At 45.5% G+C, this 16,227-nt stretch carries 13 protein-coding genes and 1 pseudogene; 8 read left to right on the top strand and 6 right to left on the bottom strand.

Features of this window, described 5'->3' with window-relative positions:
• The first annotated feature begins 134 nt into the window (after positions 1-134).
• Positions 135-1,649, top strand: coding sequence for a hypothetical protein (locus ACYUJT_RS18980; RefSeq protein ID WP_460325135.1), 1,515 nt, complete (start codon positions 135-137; stop codon positions 1,647-1,649).
• A 706-nt stretch (positions 1,650-2,355) separates the two neighbouring features.
• On the opposite strand, the gene ACYUJT_RS18975 is transcribed toward ACYUJT_RS18980, so the two are convergent.
• Positions 2,356-3,525: an aminotransferase class I/II-fold pyridoxal phosphate-dependent enzyme gene (locus tag ACYUJT_RS18975; RefSeq protein WP_460325133.1), complete on the bottom strand. Its 1,170-nt coding sequence runs from the start codon at positions 3,523-3,525 to the stop codon at positions 2,356-2,358.
• A 187-nt stretch (positions 3,526-3,712) separates the two neighbouring features.
• On the opposite strand from ACYUJT_RS18975, the gene guaD reads away from it, so the two are divergent.
• Together guaD and ACYUJT_RS18965 are read left to right on the top strand one after the other, a co-directional pair.
• A complete protein-coding gene (gene guaD / locus ACYUJT_RS18970) occupies positions 3,713-5,077 on the top strand; it encodes a guanine deaminase (RefSeq protein WP_460325131.1) in 1,365 nt (454 codons plus the stop codon).
• A gap of 130 nt (positions 5,078-5,207) precedes the next feature.
• Entirely contained in the window at positions 5,208-5,936 is a 729-nt protein-coding gene (locus ACYUJT_RS18965; protein WP_460325129.1) for a serine hydrolase domain-containing protein, read from the top strand.
• A gap of 247 nt (positions 5,937-6,183) precedes the next feature.
• Here the strand turns inward: ACYUJT_RS18965 and ACYUJT_RS18960 are convergent, their stop codons facing one another.
• Entirely contained in the window at positions 6,184-6,969 is a 786-nt protein-coding gene (locus ACYUJT_RS18960) for a YheC/YheD family protein (RefSeq protein WP_460325127.1), read from the bottom strand.
• A gap of 159 nt (positions 6,970-7,128) precedes the next feature.
• On the opposite strand from ACYUJT_RS18960, the gene ACYUJT_RS18955 reads away from it, so the two are divergent.
• From ACYUJT_RS18955 to ACYUJT_RS18945, 3 genes are read left to right on the top strand one after another with little or no spacing between them, the layout of a single operon-like run.
• Complete coding sequence (locus tag ACYUJT_RS18955; protein ID WP_460325125.1) at positions 7,129-8,355, top strand: phenylacetate--CoA ligase family protein; 1,227 nt, start codon at positions 7,129-7,131, stop codon at positions 8,353-8,355.
• A gap of 17 nt (positions 8,356-8,372) precedes the next feature.
• On the top strand, positions 8,373-9,335 hold the full coding sequence (gene sbnA / locus ACYUJT_RS18950) for a 2,3-diaminopropionate biosynthesis protein SbnA (RefSeq protein ID WP_460325123.1): 963 nt from the start codon (positions 8,373-8,375) through the stop codon (positions 9,333-9,335).
• A 32-nt stretch (positions 9,336-9,367) separates the two neighbouring features.
• Positions 9,368-10,384 (top strand): 2,3-diaminopropionate biosynthesis protein SbnB, encoded by a 1,017-nt coding sequence (locus ACYUJT_RS18945; RefSeq protein WP_460325121.1) that lies wholly within the window; start codon positions 9,368-9,370, stop codon positions 10,382-10,384.
• 66 nt (positions 10,385-10,450) lie between these two features.
• Here ACYUJT_RS18945 and ACYUJT_RS18940 read toward each other — a convergent pair whose 3' ends face one another.
• The 3 genes and pseudogenes from ACYUJT_RS18940 to ACYUJT_RS18930 all read right to left on the bottom strand — a co-directional run bounded on the left by ACYUJT_RS18940 (position 10,451) and on the right by ACYUJT_RS18930 (position 12,253).
• Complete coding sequence (locus ACYUJT_RS18940; RefSeq protein ID WP_460325119.1) at positions 10,451-11,287, bottom strand: YitT family protein; 837 nt, start codon at positions 11,285-11,287, stop codon at positions 10,451-10,453.
• A 95-nt stretch (positions 11,288-11,382) separates the two neighbouring features.
• A pseudogene (locus tag ACYUJT_RS18935) lies at positions 11,383-11,463 on the bottom strand (1,4-beta-xylanase); the annotation flags it as partial.
• A gap of 199 nt (positions 11,464-11,662) precedes the next feature.
• The gene (locus ACYUJT_RS18930) at positions 11,663-12,253 is read right to left on the bottom strand and encodes a TetR/AcrR family transcriptional regulator (protein WP_460325117.1); all 591 of its coding nucleotides are present in this window, start codon (positions 12,251-12,253) and stop codon (positions 11,663-11,665) included.
• Between the two features lie 148 nt (positions 12,254-12,401).
• Between ACYUJT_RS18930 and ACYUJT_RS18925 the strand changes: the two genes are divergently transcribed.
• Entirely contained in the window at positions 12,402-13,346 is a 945-nt protein-coding gene (locus ACYUJT_RS18925) for a ketopantoate reductase family protein (protein ID WP_460325115.1), read from the top strand.
• A 616-nt stretch (positions 13,347-13,962) separates the two neighbouring features.
• On the opposite strand, the gene ACYUJT_RS18920 is transcribed toward ACYUJT_RS18925, so the two are convergent.
• A complete protein-coding gene (locus tag ACYUJT_RS18920) occupies positions 13,963-15,132 on the bottom strand; it encodes a DUF4317 domain-containing protein (RefSeq protein WP_460325113.1) in 1,170 nt (389 codons plus the stop codon).
• Positions 15,133-15,488: 356 nt separating this feature from the next.
• On the opposite strand from ACYUJT_RS18920, the gene ACYUJT_RS18915 reads away from it, so the two are divergent.
• A complete protein-coding gene (locus ACYUJT_RS18915; RefSeq protein WP_460325111.1) occupies positions 15,489-16,010 on the top strand; it encodes a cupin domain-containing protein in 522 nt (173 codons plus the stop codon).
• Positions 16,011-16,227: the final 217 nt, after the last annotated feature.

Here is a 16,227-nt window from a genome sequence, read left to right as displayed (position 1 = left end):
CGTTAATATACCAAACTAATCAAACCCTATTTAGGATATGTTGTAATTAAACCCTGTTATTACATGGTTTATTTATCCTGAACTTGTTAGAATAATGGCGGTACATATACATAATATTGAAAGGATGAAATTATTTGAAAAAAATAGCATCGTTCGTCTTGTTTAGTGTTCTGTTTCTTAGCATATATTCAAATGTATATGCAGCTTCAGTAGGAGATAAACTATCAGCTCCGGAACAAGGGTGGAATCGATTTGATGACAAGGATCCAGCAATTAATTATTCAAATGGCTGGTACAACTACAGCGGGTCGACTTATTACAATAATAGTACAAAATTAACTACAACTTCTGGAGAAACAATAAACTTCTATTTTTATGGTTCCAAAATCAGACTGATTACAAGTGGTACTACCAGCCATACTGAGAATCTAAATATCAAGATAGATAATGTTTCCGAAAACATAAGCCTCAAAAGACCTACAGGAACCCAATATCTAGTTTACGAAAAACTAGATCTTAGCTATGGTTTACATAAAGTTGAGCTCAAAACTACTGATTCATTATACGCTGAACTGGATGCAATTGATGTTGATACATCTGGACGATTGGTTTCAGATCATATTATTGAGAATATTAAGTTAGTCCCATATATTTCTCAAATTTCTTTGTCATGGGACCACATGGGTAGAGCTACCTCATACACAATTAAGAGATCTGAAAATCCTGGAGGGCCTTATAAAACAATCGCCACTTTAAGTGACAATAAATATACAGACAAGAATTTGACTAACGATAAAACATACTATTATATGATTGAAGCTAAAGTAGGTACTGATATAATACATATTTCATCTGAAGTGAGTGAGACGCCAACCTACCCTATGATTCCGGGTATGGAAGGAGCGGTACCACCTGTTGGCACAACAGCCACAGCTAGTAGTGTATATGGTAACGCAGTAGCTAGTAGAGTGTTAGATAAAGATCTCGATACAATATGGAATGCTACAGGTAGTCCTGCTTCTATTACAATAAATTTCCCTTACGCTCTGGAGATGAGTTTCGTACAGTTAGCTGCACAAACTACCCCTGAAAGCCAAGTCGATTATACAATTTATGGGTTAAAAGATACCGAATGGATCCAAATTAGCCCAGTAACAACAAGAACGGTAAACGCAAAAACTGAGACGAGAATTTTGGAACCCATCGACGTGGAGAAAGGATTTTATGAGGGAATAAGAATCTATGTAAATGCGCAAAGATCATGGGCGTCTCTGTCTGAAGTAACTTTCGGCATTGTTGATAATTCTTCCGTGATACCTGATCCTGGAGAACCTACAGAGCCTGAAAAGCCTTCAGAGCCTGAAGAACCTACAATACCTGAGGAACCTACAATACCTGATCCGAGACCGACTGGTAATCGTGCCATTTTGGTTATAACCATGACAACCGGCCTCGAAAAAGAATATGACCTCCCTATCTCTGATGTAAACTCATTTCTTGATTGGTACGATACAAGGGACACTGGCTCAGGACCTGCTAAATTTGCAATAAATCTGTACAATAATAATATAGGCCCCTTTAGTAAGAGAACAGATTATGTGATCTTCGACAGGATTCTGCACTTTGAAGTCAATGAGTACTCGATATAGATAGACAGATCCTGAATTATTTAAAGGGCTTTGTCCAACTTATATGAGAATTTCCATAAAATCAAAAGAAATAAATGCATTTACCACCCCTATACCGTAAAGCAAGCGCTTTGGTACAGGGGTATTTTATGTTCAGTGGTCCAATGTTACTCACTACAGTTCCGGCCCTATTTTCCGTCCCGCGCTACATATCCGCACCGAAAATCGCCGGCCACCGCTTCGATTCCAGGACTCTTTCAATAGTATCGGTCTATTTTAAAGGACGCACTTTAGATAGGTTAATTATTTGTTAGAAGCTAATATAGCTGACTCTCCGCAACTGCCCAATCATTTGGTCATTTACCCACGTAACATATACAAAAAATATGCAAGGAGTGTATTCCATTGACCTTTAAACCTCAGTCGAGTTCTCAAAGATCAATCGGTCAGGCTCTGGCCCCTCCCCCCAATTATATCCCGCCAAAGCCGTATGTCTCTTATATCATTGACTGCGTATATCAATACACCTATGTCTGGCTATGGAACGGAGATAGCTTCTGGTATTATCCAACACGGGTGGAGTATGGGGAGGTTTCTGGATATCGATGGACGGGAGCATTCTGGACATTCTACGGATTTTCCCCCGATTTGATTAACGCGGTTTCATGCCCTCCAATTCCTACGCTCTACTAAAAAAAAGAGTGGCCCCTCGGGCCACTCTCGATTGCTACACGTTTAAAATCCCACTTTGGCGAACCGCATCGACCGCCTGCTTCAGGTTCTCTTCATCTTGAACCAAAGCCATTCGTACATATCCTTCACCCGAAGGGCCAAAGGCGCTGCCCGGCGTAATAATGACCCCGGCTTTGGTAACCATGTCCATGACAAAATCTTCGGATGTCTCATAATGGGAAGGAATCGCCGCCCAGACGAACATCGTTGCCTCCGGCTTATCTATTTTCCATCCGAGCGCATTCAACCCATCGCAAAGAATATCCCTTCGGTGCTCATAAGCTTTGCGCGTCGTCTCTACGCCGCTCTGATCCCCCGTTATCGCGGCAATCGCTGCTTGCTGGATTGGCAGAAACATGCCATAGTCCATGTTCGACTTCAGTATTTTCAGGCGAGAGACAACCTCCTCATTTCCCACGCAAAAGCCGATTCTTGCCCCAGCCAGCCCATAGGTTTTAGACAAGGAATTAAATTCGACGCCGACCTCTTTCGCGCCAGGGAAAGAGAGAAAGCTGCCGCAGCTTTTACCATCAAACACTAATTCACTATAAGCGTTGTCATGAAGAACGATGATATCATATTTCTTCGCAAAGGCGATCAGATCGACGTAGAAACTGTCCGGCGCCATAGCGGTGGTTGGGTTATTCGGATAGGACACCAGCATCAGCTTAGCCTGCCGCGCTACATGTTCGGGAATATCCCGCAAGTCGATCACATAGCCGTTTTCTTTTTTCTGCGGCATATAGTGAAGCTTCGCTCCCGCCAGCAACGGCCCGTCTGCGAACACCGGGTAGCAGGGATCCGGTACCAGCACGACATCTCCGTCATCCACGATGGACAATGAAATATGCGCCAGCCCTTCCTGTGAACCGAGTAGCGAGCAAATCTCCGTCTTGGGGTCCAGCTCTACCTCATATCTCTCCCGATACCAGTCGCTTACCGCCTCCAACAAAGCGCTTTGGTCGCTGAGAGCGTACACATAGTTCCTTTCATCAGCGGCGGCCGTACATAAAGCTTCGATGATATGCTTGCCCGGCGGAATATTCGGCGTGCCGATGCTCAGATCGATTACCGTTTCCCCCCGTTCCAATTTGCTGCGTTTTATATCCGATAATTTAGTGAAAATGCCTTCACCAAACCGATCCATTCTTTTCGCGAACTGCATCTTTATTTGCTCCTTTTGACTTAAACTAATTCCTAGGCCCCTCATCATCTTGCGGTAAGCCTAGCTACTAATAAAAGGTTATCATAATAGCAGAGTCGAAACTATCCGTTTTTTGATCATAGACTTCTCCTGTTCAACGAACTATAATACAAAATACATTTAAAATACGTACATTAAGGCGGTATTTATGGATAATTATATGCACATATTTCAAGGCACTGCTTTTTCCAGTAAATCCCCCAAAGAAATTCAAATCCTTAAGGATTATCTATTTTGTATTCATGCGGACGGAGTCATAGCAAAAATCGTTGCACCGGAAGATTCCGACTATCAGCCTTTGCTGGATCGTTATCAAGGCAAACCCAACTTCCATCGACTGGCTGACGGCCAGTATTTCCTGCCTGGCTTTATCGATTTGCATGTCCACGCGCCGCAATGGGCCCAGTCCGGAACCGCATTGGACATCCCGCTCTACGACTGGCTAAATACGTACACCTTCCCGCTGGAGTCTAAATTCTCGGATCTGGATTTTGCAAAAAAGATCTACGACGATGTGGTAAGCAACCTTCTCGCTAACGGAACAACAACGGCGCTTTATTTTGCAACTGTGCATAAAGAAGCCAGTTTATTGCTGGCTGAAATATGTGCCGACAAAGGCCAGCGCGGACTCGTCGGCAAAGTCGTCATGGATGATCCCGAGCAAAACCCGGAATATTATCGCGATGTCGACACCAACACGGCACTCGTAGATACGGAAGAATTCATTGTTGCTGTACAGGAGCTAGCTAAATCCACAAAACAAGGCGTTTACCCGGTAGTAACACCGCGGTTCATTCCAAGCTGTACCGACGAAGCCCTAAAAGGCCTCGGAGAGCTTGCCGCCAAATACGATGCGTACGTTCAATCGCACTGCAGCGAGAGCGACTGGGCGCACGGTTATGTACAGGATCGTTTCCAGAAGAACGATGCCTTTGCCCTGAATGATTTTGGCCTACTACGAGATAAATCCGTCATGGCTCATTGCAATTTCCTTGATGATCATGATGCAGATTTATTTGCCGAGACAGGAACGGCTATTGCCCATTGTCCCATCTCAAACGCGTATTTTGCCAATAGCGTCATCCCGATCGCTCATCTTCATTCCAAAGGCGTCGAGATCGGATTAGGCTCCGATATTTCGGGAGGCTTCTCGCCTAGCCTGTACGATAACATCAGACAAGCGGTCATCTCTTCAAGAATGCTGGAGGATGGTGTGAACATCTCCCTTCCGGCCAGTGAGCGCGGCGTGCCCGGATCACGCATTACAGTCCATGAAGCATTCTATCTGGCTACTGCCGGCGGTGGTGAGGGCTTAAGCCTGCCCATCGGCCGGATTGAAGAGAATTATGCTTGGGATGTACAAGTGATCGATACGAAGCTGCCATCCGCCAAATTGCCGATTTTTAATGAAAATGAGAACCTGGACGACGTGTTTCAGAAAATGATATATCTGGTTAGACCTGAGCATATCCGCGAGGTGTGGGTGCAGGGTGAGAAGGTGCATTCGCGTTAGGCGTGAAACCTCAGGATAATGGAAGTATGTATCACAGCTATGACCCTAGTTGTAATATGATAATAATTTGACTTTTTGTAAATTATTGTATATTTATTAATAAAGAGCATTTGTGATGGGAGAGGTGCCGATGAATTCCGCTGTGTTCAAATTGATAAGCTTTTGGATCGATAAATTGCGAAAAGAATGGAACATCCCGGGAATCGCCATATCCGTGGTGCAAAAAAATCAGGTTCTGTTTTCTTCAGGTTTTGGTGAAAGAAACATGAAAGAGAAACTTCCTGTAAATACAGAAACATTATTCCCCATTGCTTCTTCGACAAAATCATTCACAGCCATGGCTCTCTCCATATTATTAAATGAACAAAATATAGACTGGGACACCCCTATTAAGCAGTACTGGCCTTCATTCCAAATGCAAGATCCTTATGCTACAGATCATTTAACTTTACGCGATATTGCCTGTCATCGATCTGGACTGCCGAGGCATGATATGGTTCTTCACAATACAACCCTCACACGAGAAGAAATTGCCGAAAGTCTTCGATTTCTCGATCCTAATCTCCCCATCCGTTATGTGTGGCAGTATTCCAACATCATGTATGTATTAATAGGCTTTTTCATCGAACAGCAAACAGGGATGACATGGGAAGAATGGGTAAAGAAAAAGATCTTTGAACCGCTTGAAATGTCCTCCACTCTCTTCTCCGTCGAGGATTTGCAGCATATGGACAATTACGCAATGCCCTACACTGCAGTTGGTGATGAGATCATCGAGATACCATTCACCGATCTAGATACACAAGGCCCTGCCGGGTCTATTATTTCCAATGTAACTGATTTATCTGCCTGGCTGTAGTCGATAAACAAAACGATGCCCAGTTTCTGATCGAATTTAACGTCAATGAAGATGGAATATGCGATTGTTTGAACATGCCATTGGAGTCCACGCCTGGTGTTAATGATATCTCGTTTCTCTTGGTAAAAAAATAATATATTATAATTTTGGTTTATTATCGGCGCATACAGCAATAAACCTCGCCGAGGGCGAGGTTTCGTTAAGCGTGCTGTCGTCATCTTTAGTTCTAACGCCATAATTTTGGCATCTATATGCCACGCTTGGCTTTTTTGCAAACTAGCTTATAAGTTTTGCCGTATGCTTTGCCGTATCGGACAATCCGCCGGACGATGCTCTGATCCTTCAGGAGCGTAAACGGAGCCGCATCCGGCAACGTGTTCACCTCAAGAATCCATGGCTTCAGGCTGCTGTCGATAGCATAATCGAGGCCAAGCTCCTTAATTTCAGTGAATCTGCCCCGCAGCCGCTTTATGGTCCGTTGCGCAAGATCGTCCATGCGGCGATACAATTCCTTACGCTTTGCGGTTCCGGCAAATTGGCGCAATACGTCATCGGTTGCATAAATCGTGCCTCCCTGGCTTCCATTCGTCACGATTTTGCGGGGATGTGCCACTCTGGTGAAAGTACCGGTCGTTTCAAAGCCACCCCTAGGCCGCCGTTGAATCATGAGCCTGATATCGAATGGACGCCCTTTATGCTTAAGCAGCCAAATCCCCTTCTGAACGACATGCCGCTTGCCCTTCATCTCCTTGCTTATAGCTTCATAAGCCCTGTCATAGGTTGCGAATTCCCGCCTGCGCTCGCCAATCTGATAAATATATCTCCGCTTTCCGACTTTGCTCAACTCCACCCTCATGACGCCCTTTCCCTGCGTCCCGCCATCTGGCTTCACGTAGACCATTCCGTGCTTCAAAAGCATGTCATGCAGTTGCTCCTTCGTGGCGATTCTTGTCGGCGGCATATGCTTCCGCAGCATTTCCTCCTTTCGCATAATCACGTCCTTGGTCCATTTATCCTTCTTACGAAACCTCATGCTATCCCTCCATTTCCCTTTTACTCCAGCATACGTTCCGAACAAAAAAAATGGTGTAGGCCGCTGTCGGCACGGGATGAAAGGATTTTTCATATGCTTAATTGACTAGCAGTTGGAAGAGCTGCATCCACTACTATGTTTAGGAGGCTTAATAGCGATATGGCGCTTACCCCTTCGCTTCAACAGCATTTGGCTCGCATCATTCAGTTGCATCCCGCCTATGGCGATCTGCTTGCAGAGCTGGGCATCCAGCCTCATACTGCAGTTTTGTCCGAACTCCCGCTCCTTACCGAGGAACTTCTGAATACAATCTATTACAAGCAGGAGCCGCGCACAGAGACTGGCCTTACCGTCTACCGGACATCTGGAACCTCAACCGGCATACGTAAATCGATCTATTATTCACCAGAAGACGAAGAGCATTACCGGATTGCCAAAATGACCTGCTATCGTACGTGGCTAGCATCCAGCCCTTTGCAGATACAAAGAGCTTTTTCTGATGTAGGCACCGGTCATGCGGCAAGCACGGCCAATTCGATTTTTCACGAGCTTGGCCTGCAGACAGAGTCGATTTCCTTCTCCAGACCCATTGAAGAGCATATCGCCCGAATTAACGCATTCAAGCCCGAGCTGCTCTACACGATGCCTTCCATTCTGGAAGCCATTGCCCGAGCCGCCGGGGATCCCGCGTCACTTGGCATCCGTAGAATCATTCTCGTCGGAGAATTAGCTTCACCCGCCTGGCAGGCCAATATGGCAGCGCGATTCGGCATAGATGCACAGGATATTCTCGATACGGTTGGCTCCATCGAGATAGGTGCGATTGCCTCCTATTCCCACCAGCATGGCGTCTATCTGTTCGCTGACGGGATCCACGCGGAGACGGTCCGCGCCGAGCAGCTTGATCCTCGCTTCGAGCCGCTGGCAGACAACGAGGGAGTGCTCGTACTAACCTCCAGCGAACGCAGCCTGTTCCCTGTCATCCGTTATGTTACCTACGATGTTGTGCGAGATTTCCGCACCGTAGAGATTGACGGGACGATGCGGCAGGCGTTCACTTGCATCTCCAAGCGAATCGGCAGCGAACTCAAGCATGGCGAGAAAATCAGCTTGTACGACATCGAGAATGTTGTGCATACCTTCGTCAAGGATGCCGAGCTGCGCGTCAGCGTAGACGACAACAAGCTAACCGTCCGCATTCGCAGCGATTCGCTCAATAACGAGCTGCTGAGCTCCATCCGGTATGCGATCGAGCATACGATTGAAGCTATCGGACAAATGATCGACAGCCGTATACTCAATCGTATTGAGGTTATTCATGTGAAAAAAAGTGAGTCTTTTCACCAAGGGCAAGGCTCCGTGAAGTCCAAAAAACTATATAACTAGGAGGCGTAATGTCATCCATGACCAAAGATTGGCTTTCTTGCATCGGCAACACCCCACTTGTTCGGCTCTCCCGCCTCTTCGCCAACGATCGCGGCATTGCCGTCCACGCCAAGCTTGAAATGCTAAATCCGAACGGAAGCGCGAAGGATCGCCCCGCTATGCGTATTATTTCGGCAGCGCTGGAGCAAGGCTTAATCGGTCCCGGCTCGGTCATTATCGAATCCAGCTCGGGCAATATGGCGATCAGCCTGGCAGCCATCTGCTCCCGACTGGGTATGCGCTTCATTAGCGTTGTCGATCCAAAAACAGCACCCCAAAACATTCGCATCATGCGTGCTTATGGGGCCGATGTCGAGCTTGTGCAGCAGCCTGACCCTGAAACCGGCGAGTTCCTTCCAGCCAGGCTGAACAGGGTCAGACAGCTCGTTCAGAGCATCCCGAACAGCTTCTGGCCCAACCAGTATGAGAATGAAAACAACTATTTGTCTCATAAAGACGGGACAATGCGGGAAATTATCGCCGAGCTGGGTCATGTCGATTATGTTATAGGCGGTGTCAGCACCTGCGGGACGATGCTGGGCTGCGCCACCTTCGTCAAGGAGCAGCAGCTGGATACTACAATCGTCGCTGTCGACGCCGTTGGCAGTGTCATTCTTGGCGGAACGAAAGGCAAGCGCTTCTTCCCCGGCCTTGGCGCCGGCATCGTTCCCCCATTTAACCAAAGCAAATTTACGGACAACACCATTCAGGTCAAAGAAGCCGATATGGTAACGGGCTGCCGCATGCTGGTGCAGCATGAAGCCATCCTCGCTGGTCCTTCTTCAGGCGCAGTCGTTTATGCCCTTAAAGAAGCTTTGCTCCACGAAATACCGGATAATTCGGTATGCGTCGTAATCCTCCATGATCGCGGCGAGCGTTATATGGATACGGTGTACAATGATGAATGGGTAGCGCAACATCTAAACGCCGGTTCTCTGTAAAGTGATCTCTGTAAATAGAAAGGAGCAGACCCATGCTTTATTTGGACAATAACCATCTGCAGGCTATCGGGTTGTGCTGGGAGGAGCTGGAGAGCTGCATCGTGGAGGCGCTACGGCTATTGGGTTCGGGCGATTATGCGCAGCCCATCAAGCCTTACCTCCGCTACGGCAATCCGGCTAACCGCATTATCGCGATGCCCGCTTATGTTGGGGGTACCGTGCAAGCGGCGGGCCTGAAATGGATCGCCAGTTTTCCCGGCAATACGTTAAGCGGACTGCCGAGAGCGCATAGCGTGCTGCTGCTTAATAAGGTCGATACAGGCGTGCCTTACGCCATTCTGAACTCGCCACTGCCGAGTGTGGCCAGGACGGTTGCCGTAAGTGCAGTCATGCTGCGCCATTATTTGCAGGCGCGCCCTGCCGAAGGGCGGATACGGGTTGGCATCATTGGTTTTGGACCGGTTGGACAGCATCATTATGACATGTGCGGCAAGCTGTTCGGGGAATGTATTGAAGAGGTTCTTATCTACGATATTAGAGGAGCCAAGCTGGGGACGCATGTTATAGACGAAGCAGATGCAGACTATCGCGGCCGTACACGGTTCGCTGAGAGCTGGCAGGAGCTGTACAGCAGCTGCAATGTCATCATAACGTGCACCGTTAGCGATCACCGTTACATCGACCAGCCGCCTCTTGCCGGCAGCCTGCTGCTTGATGTGTCCCTGCGCGACTATAAAGTATCGGCTCTGGAGCAAATACAGGGCATCGTCGTCGATGATTGGGATGAGGTATGCCGTGAAAACACCGATATCGAGCTGCTGCACCTGGAGCGGGGACTTACGAAGAATGATACATGTTCGCTGGCCGATGTCGTCTGCAGGGACGCTCTGGGGAAATTTGCAGAGGGTGAGTCTATTTTATTTTGCCCAATGGGAATGGCCGTGTTCGATATAGCAACAGCAGCCTACTGGGTGGAGAAAGCCCAGTCGCTCGGGGTGGGACTGGATTTAGCGGATAGATATAACGGAAATCATTCGAGTAAAGCTTAAAGCCGCTTCCCCTCTGTAAGAGGGGAGGCGGCTTTTCACGTGTTGAACAAATCCGTTTTGTAACGGTTACTTGGATAGCTCAAGGAAGCCTTCCCCAAAGACATCGCGAACATCCTGGATGGTAATAAATGCATTCATATCCTCGGCGCGTACGATTTCTTTGAGCATAGAAACTTCTTTCTTGCTGATAATAATATACAGAATTTCTTTGGAATCCTTCGTATAATAGCCGTAGCCAGACAGCACGGTTACCCCGCGATCCATCTTCTCAACCACATGGCGCGCAATATGATCCTGCTTGGTAGAAATGATGGTAACTGCCTTTTTGGGATTGAGTCCTTCAATGATAAATTCCATCACTTTGGTGGCGGTAAATAGCAATATAATCGTACACATCAAACCTTTGGCCCCAATAATGAAAAAAGACGAGCAGGCTACAATCAGGTCAAAAAACAATAGCCCGTAGCTGATGTTCCAATCCAGATATTTATTAGTGATCCGAGCCAGAATGACGCTCCCCGCCGTTGTACCGCCCACGCGAACAATCATGCCGATCCCAGCCCCGGCAAATACGCCGCCGAAGATCGTGTTGATCCATAATTCATTGGAATCAATGCTCCAACCCTCCGTCAAATGCAGAAAAATCGAATTAAGCACCACAGCAATAATCGTATAGCCCATTGTTTTCTTATCCAGGAACTTGTAGCCAACAACGAGCAGAATCCCGTTCAGGATCAGGTTCATCAGCCCTGGCGACCAACCGAACAAATAGTAGAAAATAATCGTAAGCCCCGTAACCCCGCCTTCGCCCAGATCATTGGGGATGACAAATAAATTCACTGCCAGTGCAAACAAGAAAGCCCCCACAATAAGTGAGGACATGTCAATAATTCTTTGTTTCATCCATTACTCCGTCCAATCTCTCTAAGAATCAACCCATGCTGCCTTATCGTATCAACAGGTTGTACATTACCTGATTCTATCATGCAGATCATGAATTGAGTATATGGTAAATCATAGTACCAGCTACTTCCCAGATTCATTCCCTTACTCTTCCATGCGTTAACGTGATTGCTAAAATTGAACCGGGAGCTTCTCCAAAAAATAGAAGAGTCAACCAAGTTGAAATTAGAGGACAAGAAGGTATTTCCGTTTTGGAAATCCCTCTAGTTCTAAATGATGACGAAGTAAAGGAAGCACTTGAGCTTCTGAAGTCAAAGGGAGTTACTCTCAAGGACATTCAAATAGCATATGAGCATCAGCCTGTTCCTCGTCCCCTTACTTTTTATTCGAATCAGGGCGCCGCGGATTGACCGTGCCAAAGATATGATACGGTGTTATCCCATTTGCAAATAGGCTATCTACCAACTTGACCAATTCTTCCGACGATAGATCTTTGCCGTTGCGTATCCAAAGGCGAAACATAGATATTAATGTTGATATGTAAAACTCAATTATGTATGGTGCTAAGACATCATTTGTTGGAAAGTCCACAATCAATCTCTCAAAGGGAATTTCTCTTTTCAGGCGTTCAACAAAATGAACAGAACCATAGTCGCCCAAGAGGGCTTTAAGAACTGAAATTTCCTCTGCATTTTCCAAGCATTGAAGTGCATCTTGGAAAGTATGTGTAGAAAACTCTCTGCTTGCCATTTCCTCGTTAATGGATTTCAAGACACGCTCTTCAACGCAGTCCAACAACGCATAGATATCCGTAAAGTATTGATAAAATGTACTGCGATTATATCCTGATTGGTTAGCAATCTCTTGAACGGATATTTTTTCAATTGGTTTTTGGCTATATAAATCACAGAATACATTTATAAATGTTTGCCTTGTTTTGTCCGTAATTTCAGGTTGCTTATTCATTATTGCCTCCATTTTCTGTTCAATCGATTATACGACAGATATTAAAAATCTGATGGTTGATGACCGTATAGTGAATCTATACTATAACATTATACAACACGTTGTTTGATCATCAACAAGGATTAATTTCTATTCTTAGGAGGCTAATATGAGAATTTTATTCTTCGGCAGAGGTGTAATATCGACCCAATATGCTTGGGCTTTTAAAAAGGCAGGGCATACAGTTGAGTTTTACGTTAGAAAAGGGAGAAAAGAAACCTTCGGAAGCCATATAGAGCTTGAACTGTGGGACGCGCGAAAAGGGAAACAGCTAATAAAAGAAAGCTGGAACGTCAAACTGCATGAGGAGATAAGCCCAAATTACGATCTCATTATTGCGAGTGTCAACACGGAGCAACTTCCCAAAGCAGCAGAACTACTATCGACTGCCGCTGGAAACACCCCTATCCTAATATTCAATAATGTTTGGCAAGATTTAAAATCATCGATCTCGCCATTGTCTATGAACAATGTTGTCTTTGGGTTCCCAGGAGCAGGGGGCGGCATCGCGGACAATAAGCTTAGGGGCGGCTTTTTGAAAATGGTATTTCTGGAAAAACCACGGGTAGGCACGGAACAGATTAACAACAAGGTCAAAGAACTATTTGAAAGTGCCCATTTTAAAATTAGTTGGATAAAGGATATGCAAAACTGGCTATGGAATCACTTTGCCGTGAATGCGGCTATGGAGGCCGAGGTTTTAAAACGGGGAAGCTTTCCAGCACTCATGAATCATAGTGACTCATTCGCAAATGTCGGTAAGAATATGAGGGAAATGATCCCTGTACTTAAAGCAAGAGGCGCAAAGATCGATGCGATTTCTCTACTGTTGACCAAGATTCCACCGGCACTTCTCGGCACGCTTTTTAACAAGGTTATTTTTGCAAAGGACAGCTTACCACGACTTTTCATCGAATACAACAATAGTAAAGCAGGTTTTGCGGTACTTGAAGTTGTGAGAGAAGCAAAAAAGTTAGGTATACCTTTACCACGTCTTACTGTGGCATTTGAAAACAATGAACAACACAAAGCTATTGAAAATTCCATATCATAAAATTTTGCAGGGTTGTCATCTGAAGAACATGAAGCGGCAGGATACCGGCCTTCTCCAACTCGTCAAATTCCTGGTGGAGCGAATAGCCTGCCGTGTTCCAGTTGTCTCCGGACCCCCCGTCTGTGCCCGTCATCCTTGATGTTTATCATCAAATAGAAATAAGGAACTCCTACGCTTCGGCGCCTCACACGAAGCGCTGGCTCCCGGGCTCCGAAGACTGAACGTGGAGAATCGGAACTGATCGTCCGCGCGCCAGACCCTGACGACCGTCGGGCAACGTTCCTGCAGCTCTCAATGGATAGTAGAATGCCCTATTCCAATGTATAAATCATCAATACATTATGCCACCCTTAGCTGCATTCTTGGGGGCGGCATCGTTTGCGATTATCCGATATTTTAGTTTACCAGCCAAGTTAGGAAAAGCCCCGACATTTGTTTTATCAAGAATGTGCTTTAGAAACATTTGGACACTTCACCACAAAGGGCCATCCCCACAGTCATCGACGTATGACTAGGAGACGGCCCTCTTTAAAATGGTATTAACACCTTATATCAAGCGATTATCGGCCCATTTTGTCATTCGTTGATTCATGCGCCTGCAAACTGTCAAACGATTCTATATCGTCTCTGTACTGAGCGTAAATCCTTCGATGACGGCATCTTCGTCAACCTCAATCAGGATACATCGTCTTCCTTGATAATTCACCTGCTTCACATACTTTAAATCCTGCGGGCTAACCGAAATTGTGGCAACCTTAGTATCGATCTTAATGGACTTTGACGTAAATTTCGGCATAACGCTGCTCGCCTTCAGTTCATAGTTCCTATCATCGACGATCGTTTCAAACGCCCGTTCCACTTTTTCAGTCGTCACGTTCTCTACACCACTTACCGTTAGCACTTGCTCCACATCTTTATAATCCAGCTTCGGAGGCTCTTCCTCCTCCTCGTTGGTTTCAATCACTCGATGAATTTCCTCATACACATTTGCAAGGGTAGTCGCGTCCAGTTGTTCACCCGCCACTTCCTTCACGATATCTTCGAAGATGGCTCTCTCTTCCCGTGCCGTCACGGATCTTTCGGCATTCAAGACCTGTTCGATGAAATGAGGATTCGGTTCATTCGCTTTCCCCGTACAATACAGTATGCGGTTTACATCGGAATAGTTGTCCGTCACACTGGGATAGAAGAACCCTTGCTCCGGCGAACCGAGCTTGATGATCGGGTCTACATTGACGTTGTATTTAAATTCTCTTTCTACATAATCAAACAAAAGAGTTTTCCGCTGCTGCTCCGTGGAATTCACGCTGCACAGAATGAACGGATGCGCGAACACTTCATTTTTCTCGCTCTCCTCGGTCTCTTCATTTCTGCCCTTGGTTGGCTGATAGTATTGTCCGCGAACGAACGTGACCACCGTATCCCGTTCATATTTGACATCCACTAGCATTTTGTCCACCAACAGCAGCAGCAGGTCCTGCCATTCCTCCGGATCACCAGTCACCAAAGCCTGGTGAAGCAGCACCCGCGTCGGCTCCTCCGCTTCTTCCTCCTGAAACTTCAACTCGAACAACTTTTGATCCAATTCACCCGTCAGCAGTTTCTTGAAATTACCCATATACAGCTCTTGCTTCTCTCTGTCCAGTAAGGCAAACGCCTGCCGCTCCCAATGATAGATTTCGTTGCTTTCCTTCATAATATACACATTGAGAATGTCGTAAATGTTCAGCAAATCGTGATCCAGCTTAAATTGCTTGCGTATATGCATGATTTCTTTCTTTATCATAGTTGTTAGACAACTCCCTAAGAAGTAAATTGATCTTATCAGTATAAACGATATAAAAACCCTTCGCTAGAATGCTTTTAAGTTACTCGAAGGCTGCCTTCTAAATACATTTAATACTTTTTTTAAATCGTATTATTATATCATGGGAATCGATTTTTGGAGCTATAAATGTCGATATGCTATATAATATTGTATTGCTTGTTGTTCATAAATTTTATCAATGTCACGGTGGATCAATAACGAGCTTCACTGTCAGGATCTGTGAAAGAAATGAGTGACAAGCGGTGGTTAACTGTTACAATGATTATTATGCCTTTTGTTAGGCTGAGAATTTCGAATCATTGGAGGCAATATAGATGAACAAATATAGTGCAGAATATTATATATCCAAACTTGGGCTGCTTCCTCATCCAGAGGGTGGGTATTATAAAAGAACATTTGAATCCGAAGAACAAACTTCAGATCAAGAATTATCCGTCGAATTTGAAGGGAAAAGAAAGCTTTATACGAGCATCTACTTTTTATTAGGCTCAGATGACATTTCTCATTTCCATCGTTTGAAATCCGATGAATTATGGTATTATCACGCTGGAAGTCCTTTAACCGTACATGTTATTGATGAAGATGGAGTATATAAGGAGTATAAATTAGGAATAGACTTAGAGAATGGGGAAGTCCCTCAAGTACTCGTTCCAAAAAACTCGATCTTTGGTTCATCGGTCAAGGATGAAGATACCTTCTCTCTGGTTGGATGCATGGTTTCGCCTGGTTTTGAATTTCAGGATTTTGAATTGTTTACACAGGATGAACTTTTGTCTAAATACCCGCAGCATCAAGATATTATCATGAAGTTGGCCTACGATTTAGTTCCAGCATAGTTGTATAATTTAGAGCAATCAGAGCAATCAATGTAAACACCTTCCGTTGAATAACAGGAATGACCTACCTGCTCATTCAGTGCGAGGGTGTTTTTTATATATCGTATTTTCTTTTCTAACGGTTGCCACAACGGTTAATCAGTTGAAAATGAGCACTTCGATGTTCTAACGGTTGTAATCCACGTTATTTATGCCGAATTCGTCGCAACATACTCAA

The sequence above is a fragment of the Paenibacillus sp. YSY-4.3 genome (assembly GCF_054767475.1).
This window is presented reverse-complemented; position numbering and strand designations above follow the sequence as displayed.

Bases quoted from the DNA above. Each gene is read 5' to 3' on its own strand.
- ACYUJT_RS18975 (WP_460325133.1), bottom strand. From the start codon at position 3,525: ATGCAGTTCGCGAAAAGAATGGATCGGTTTGGTGAAGGCATTTTCACT.
- guaD (WP_460325131.1), top strand. From the start codon at position 3,713: ATGGATAATTATATGCACATATTTCAAGGCACTGCTTTTTCCAGTAAA.
- ACYUJT_RS18965 (WP_460325129.1), top strand. From the start codon at position 5,208: ATGAATTCCGCTGTGTTCAAATTGATAAGCTTTTGGATCGATAAATTG.
- ACYUJT_RS18960 (WP_460325127.1), bottom strand. From the start codon at position 6,969: ATGAGGTTTCGTAAGAAGGATAAATGGACCAAGGACGTGATTATGCGA.
- ACYUJT_RS18955 (WP_460325125.1), top strand. From the start codon at position 7,129: ATGGCGCTTACCCCTTCGCTTCAACAGCATTTGGCTCGCATCATTCAG.
- sbnA (WP_460325123.1), top strand. From the start codon at position 8,373: ATGACCAAAGATTGGCTTTCTTGCATCGGCAACACCCCACTTGTTCGG.
- ACYUJT_RS18945 (WP_460325121.1), top strand. From the start codon at position 9,368: ATGCTTTATTTGGACAATAACCATCTGCAGGCTATCGGGTTGTGCTGG.
- ACYUJT_RS18940 (WP_460325119.1), bottom strand. From the start codon at position 11,287: ATGAAACAAAGAATTATTGACATGTCCTCACTTATTGTGGGGGCTTTC.
- ACYUJT_RS18930 (WP_460325117.1), bottom strand. From the start codon at position 12,253: ATGAATAAGCAACCTGAAATTACGGACAAAACAAGGCAAACATTTATA.
- ACYUJT_RS18925 (WP_460325115.1), top strand. From the start codon at position 12,402: ATGAGAATTTTATTCTTCGGCAGAGGTGTAATATCGACCCAATATGCT.
- ACYUJT_RS18920 (WP_460325113.1), bottom strand. From the start codon at position 15,132: ATGATAAAGAAAGAAATCATGCATATACGCAAGCAATTTAAGCTGGAT.
- ACYUJT_RS18915 (WP_460325111.1), top strand. From the start codon at position 15,489: ATGAACAAATATAGTGCAGAATATTATATATCCAAACTTGGGCTGCTT.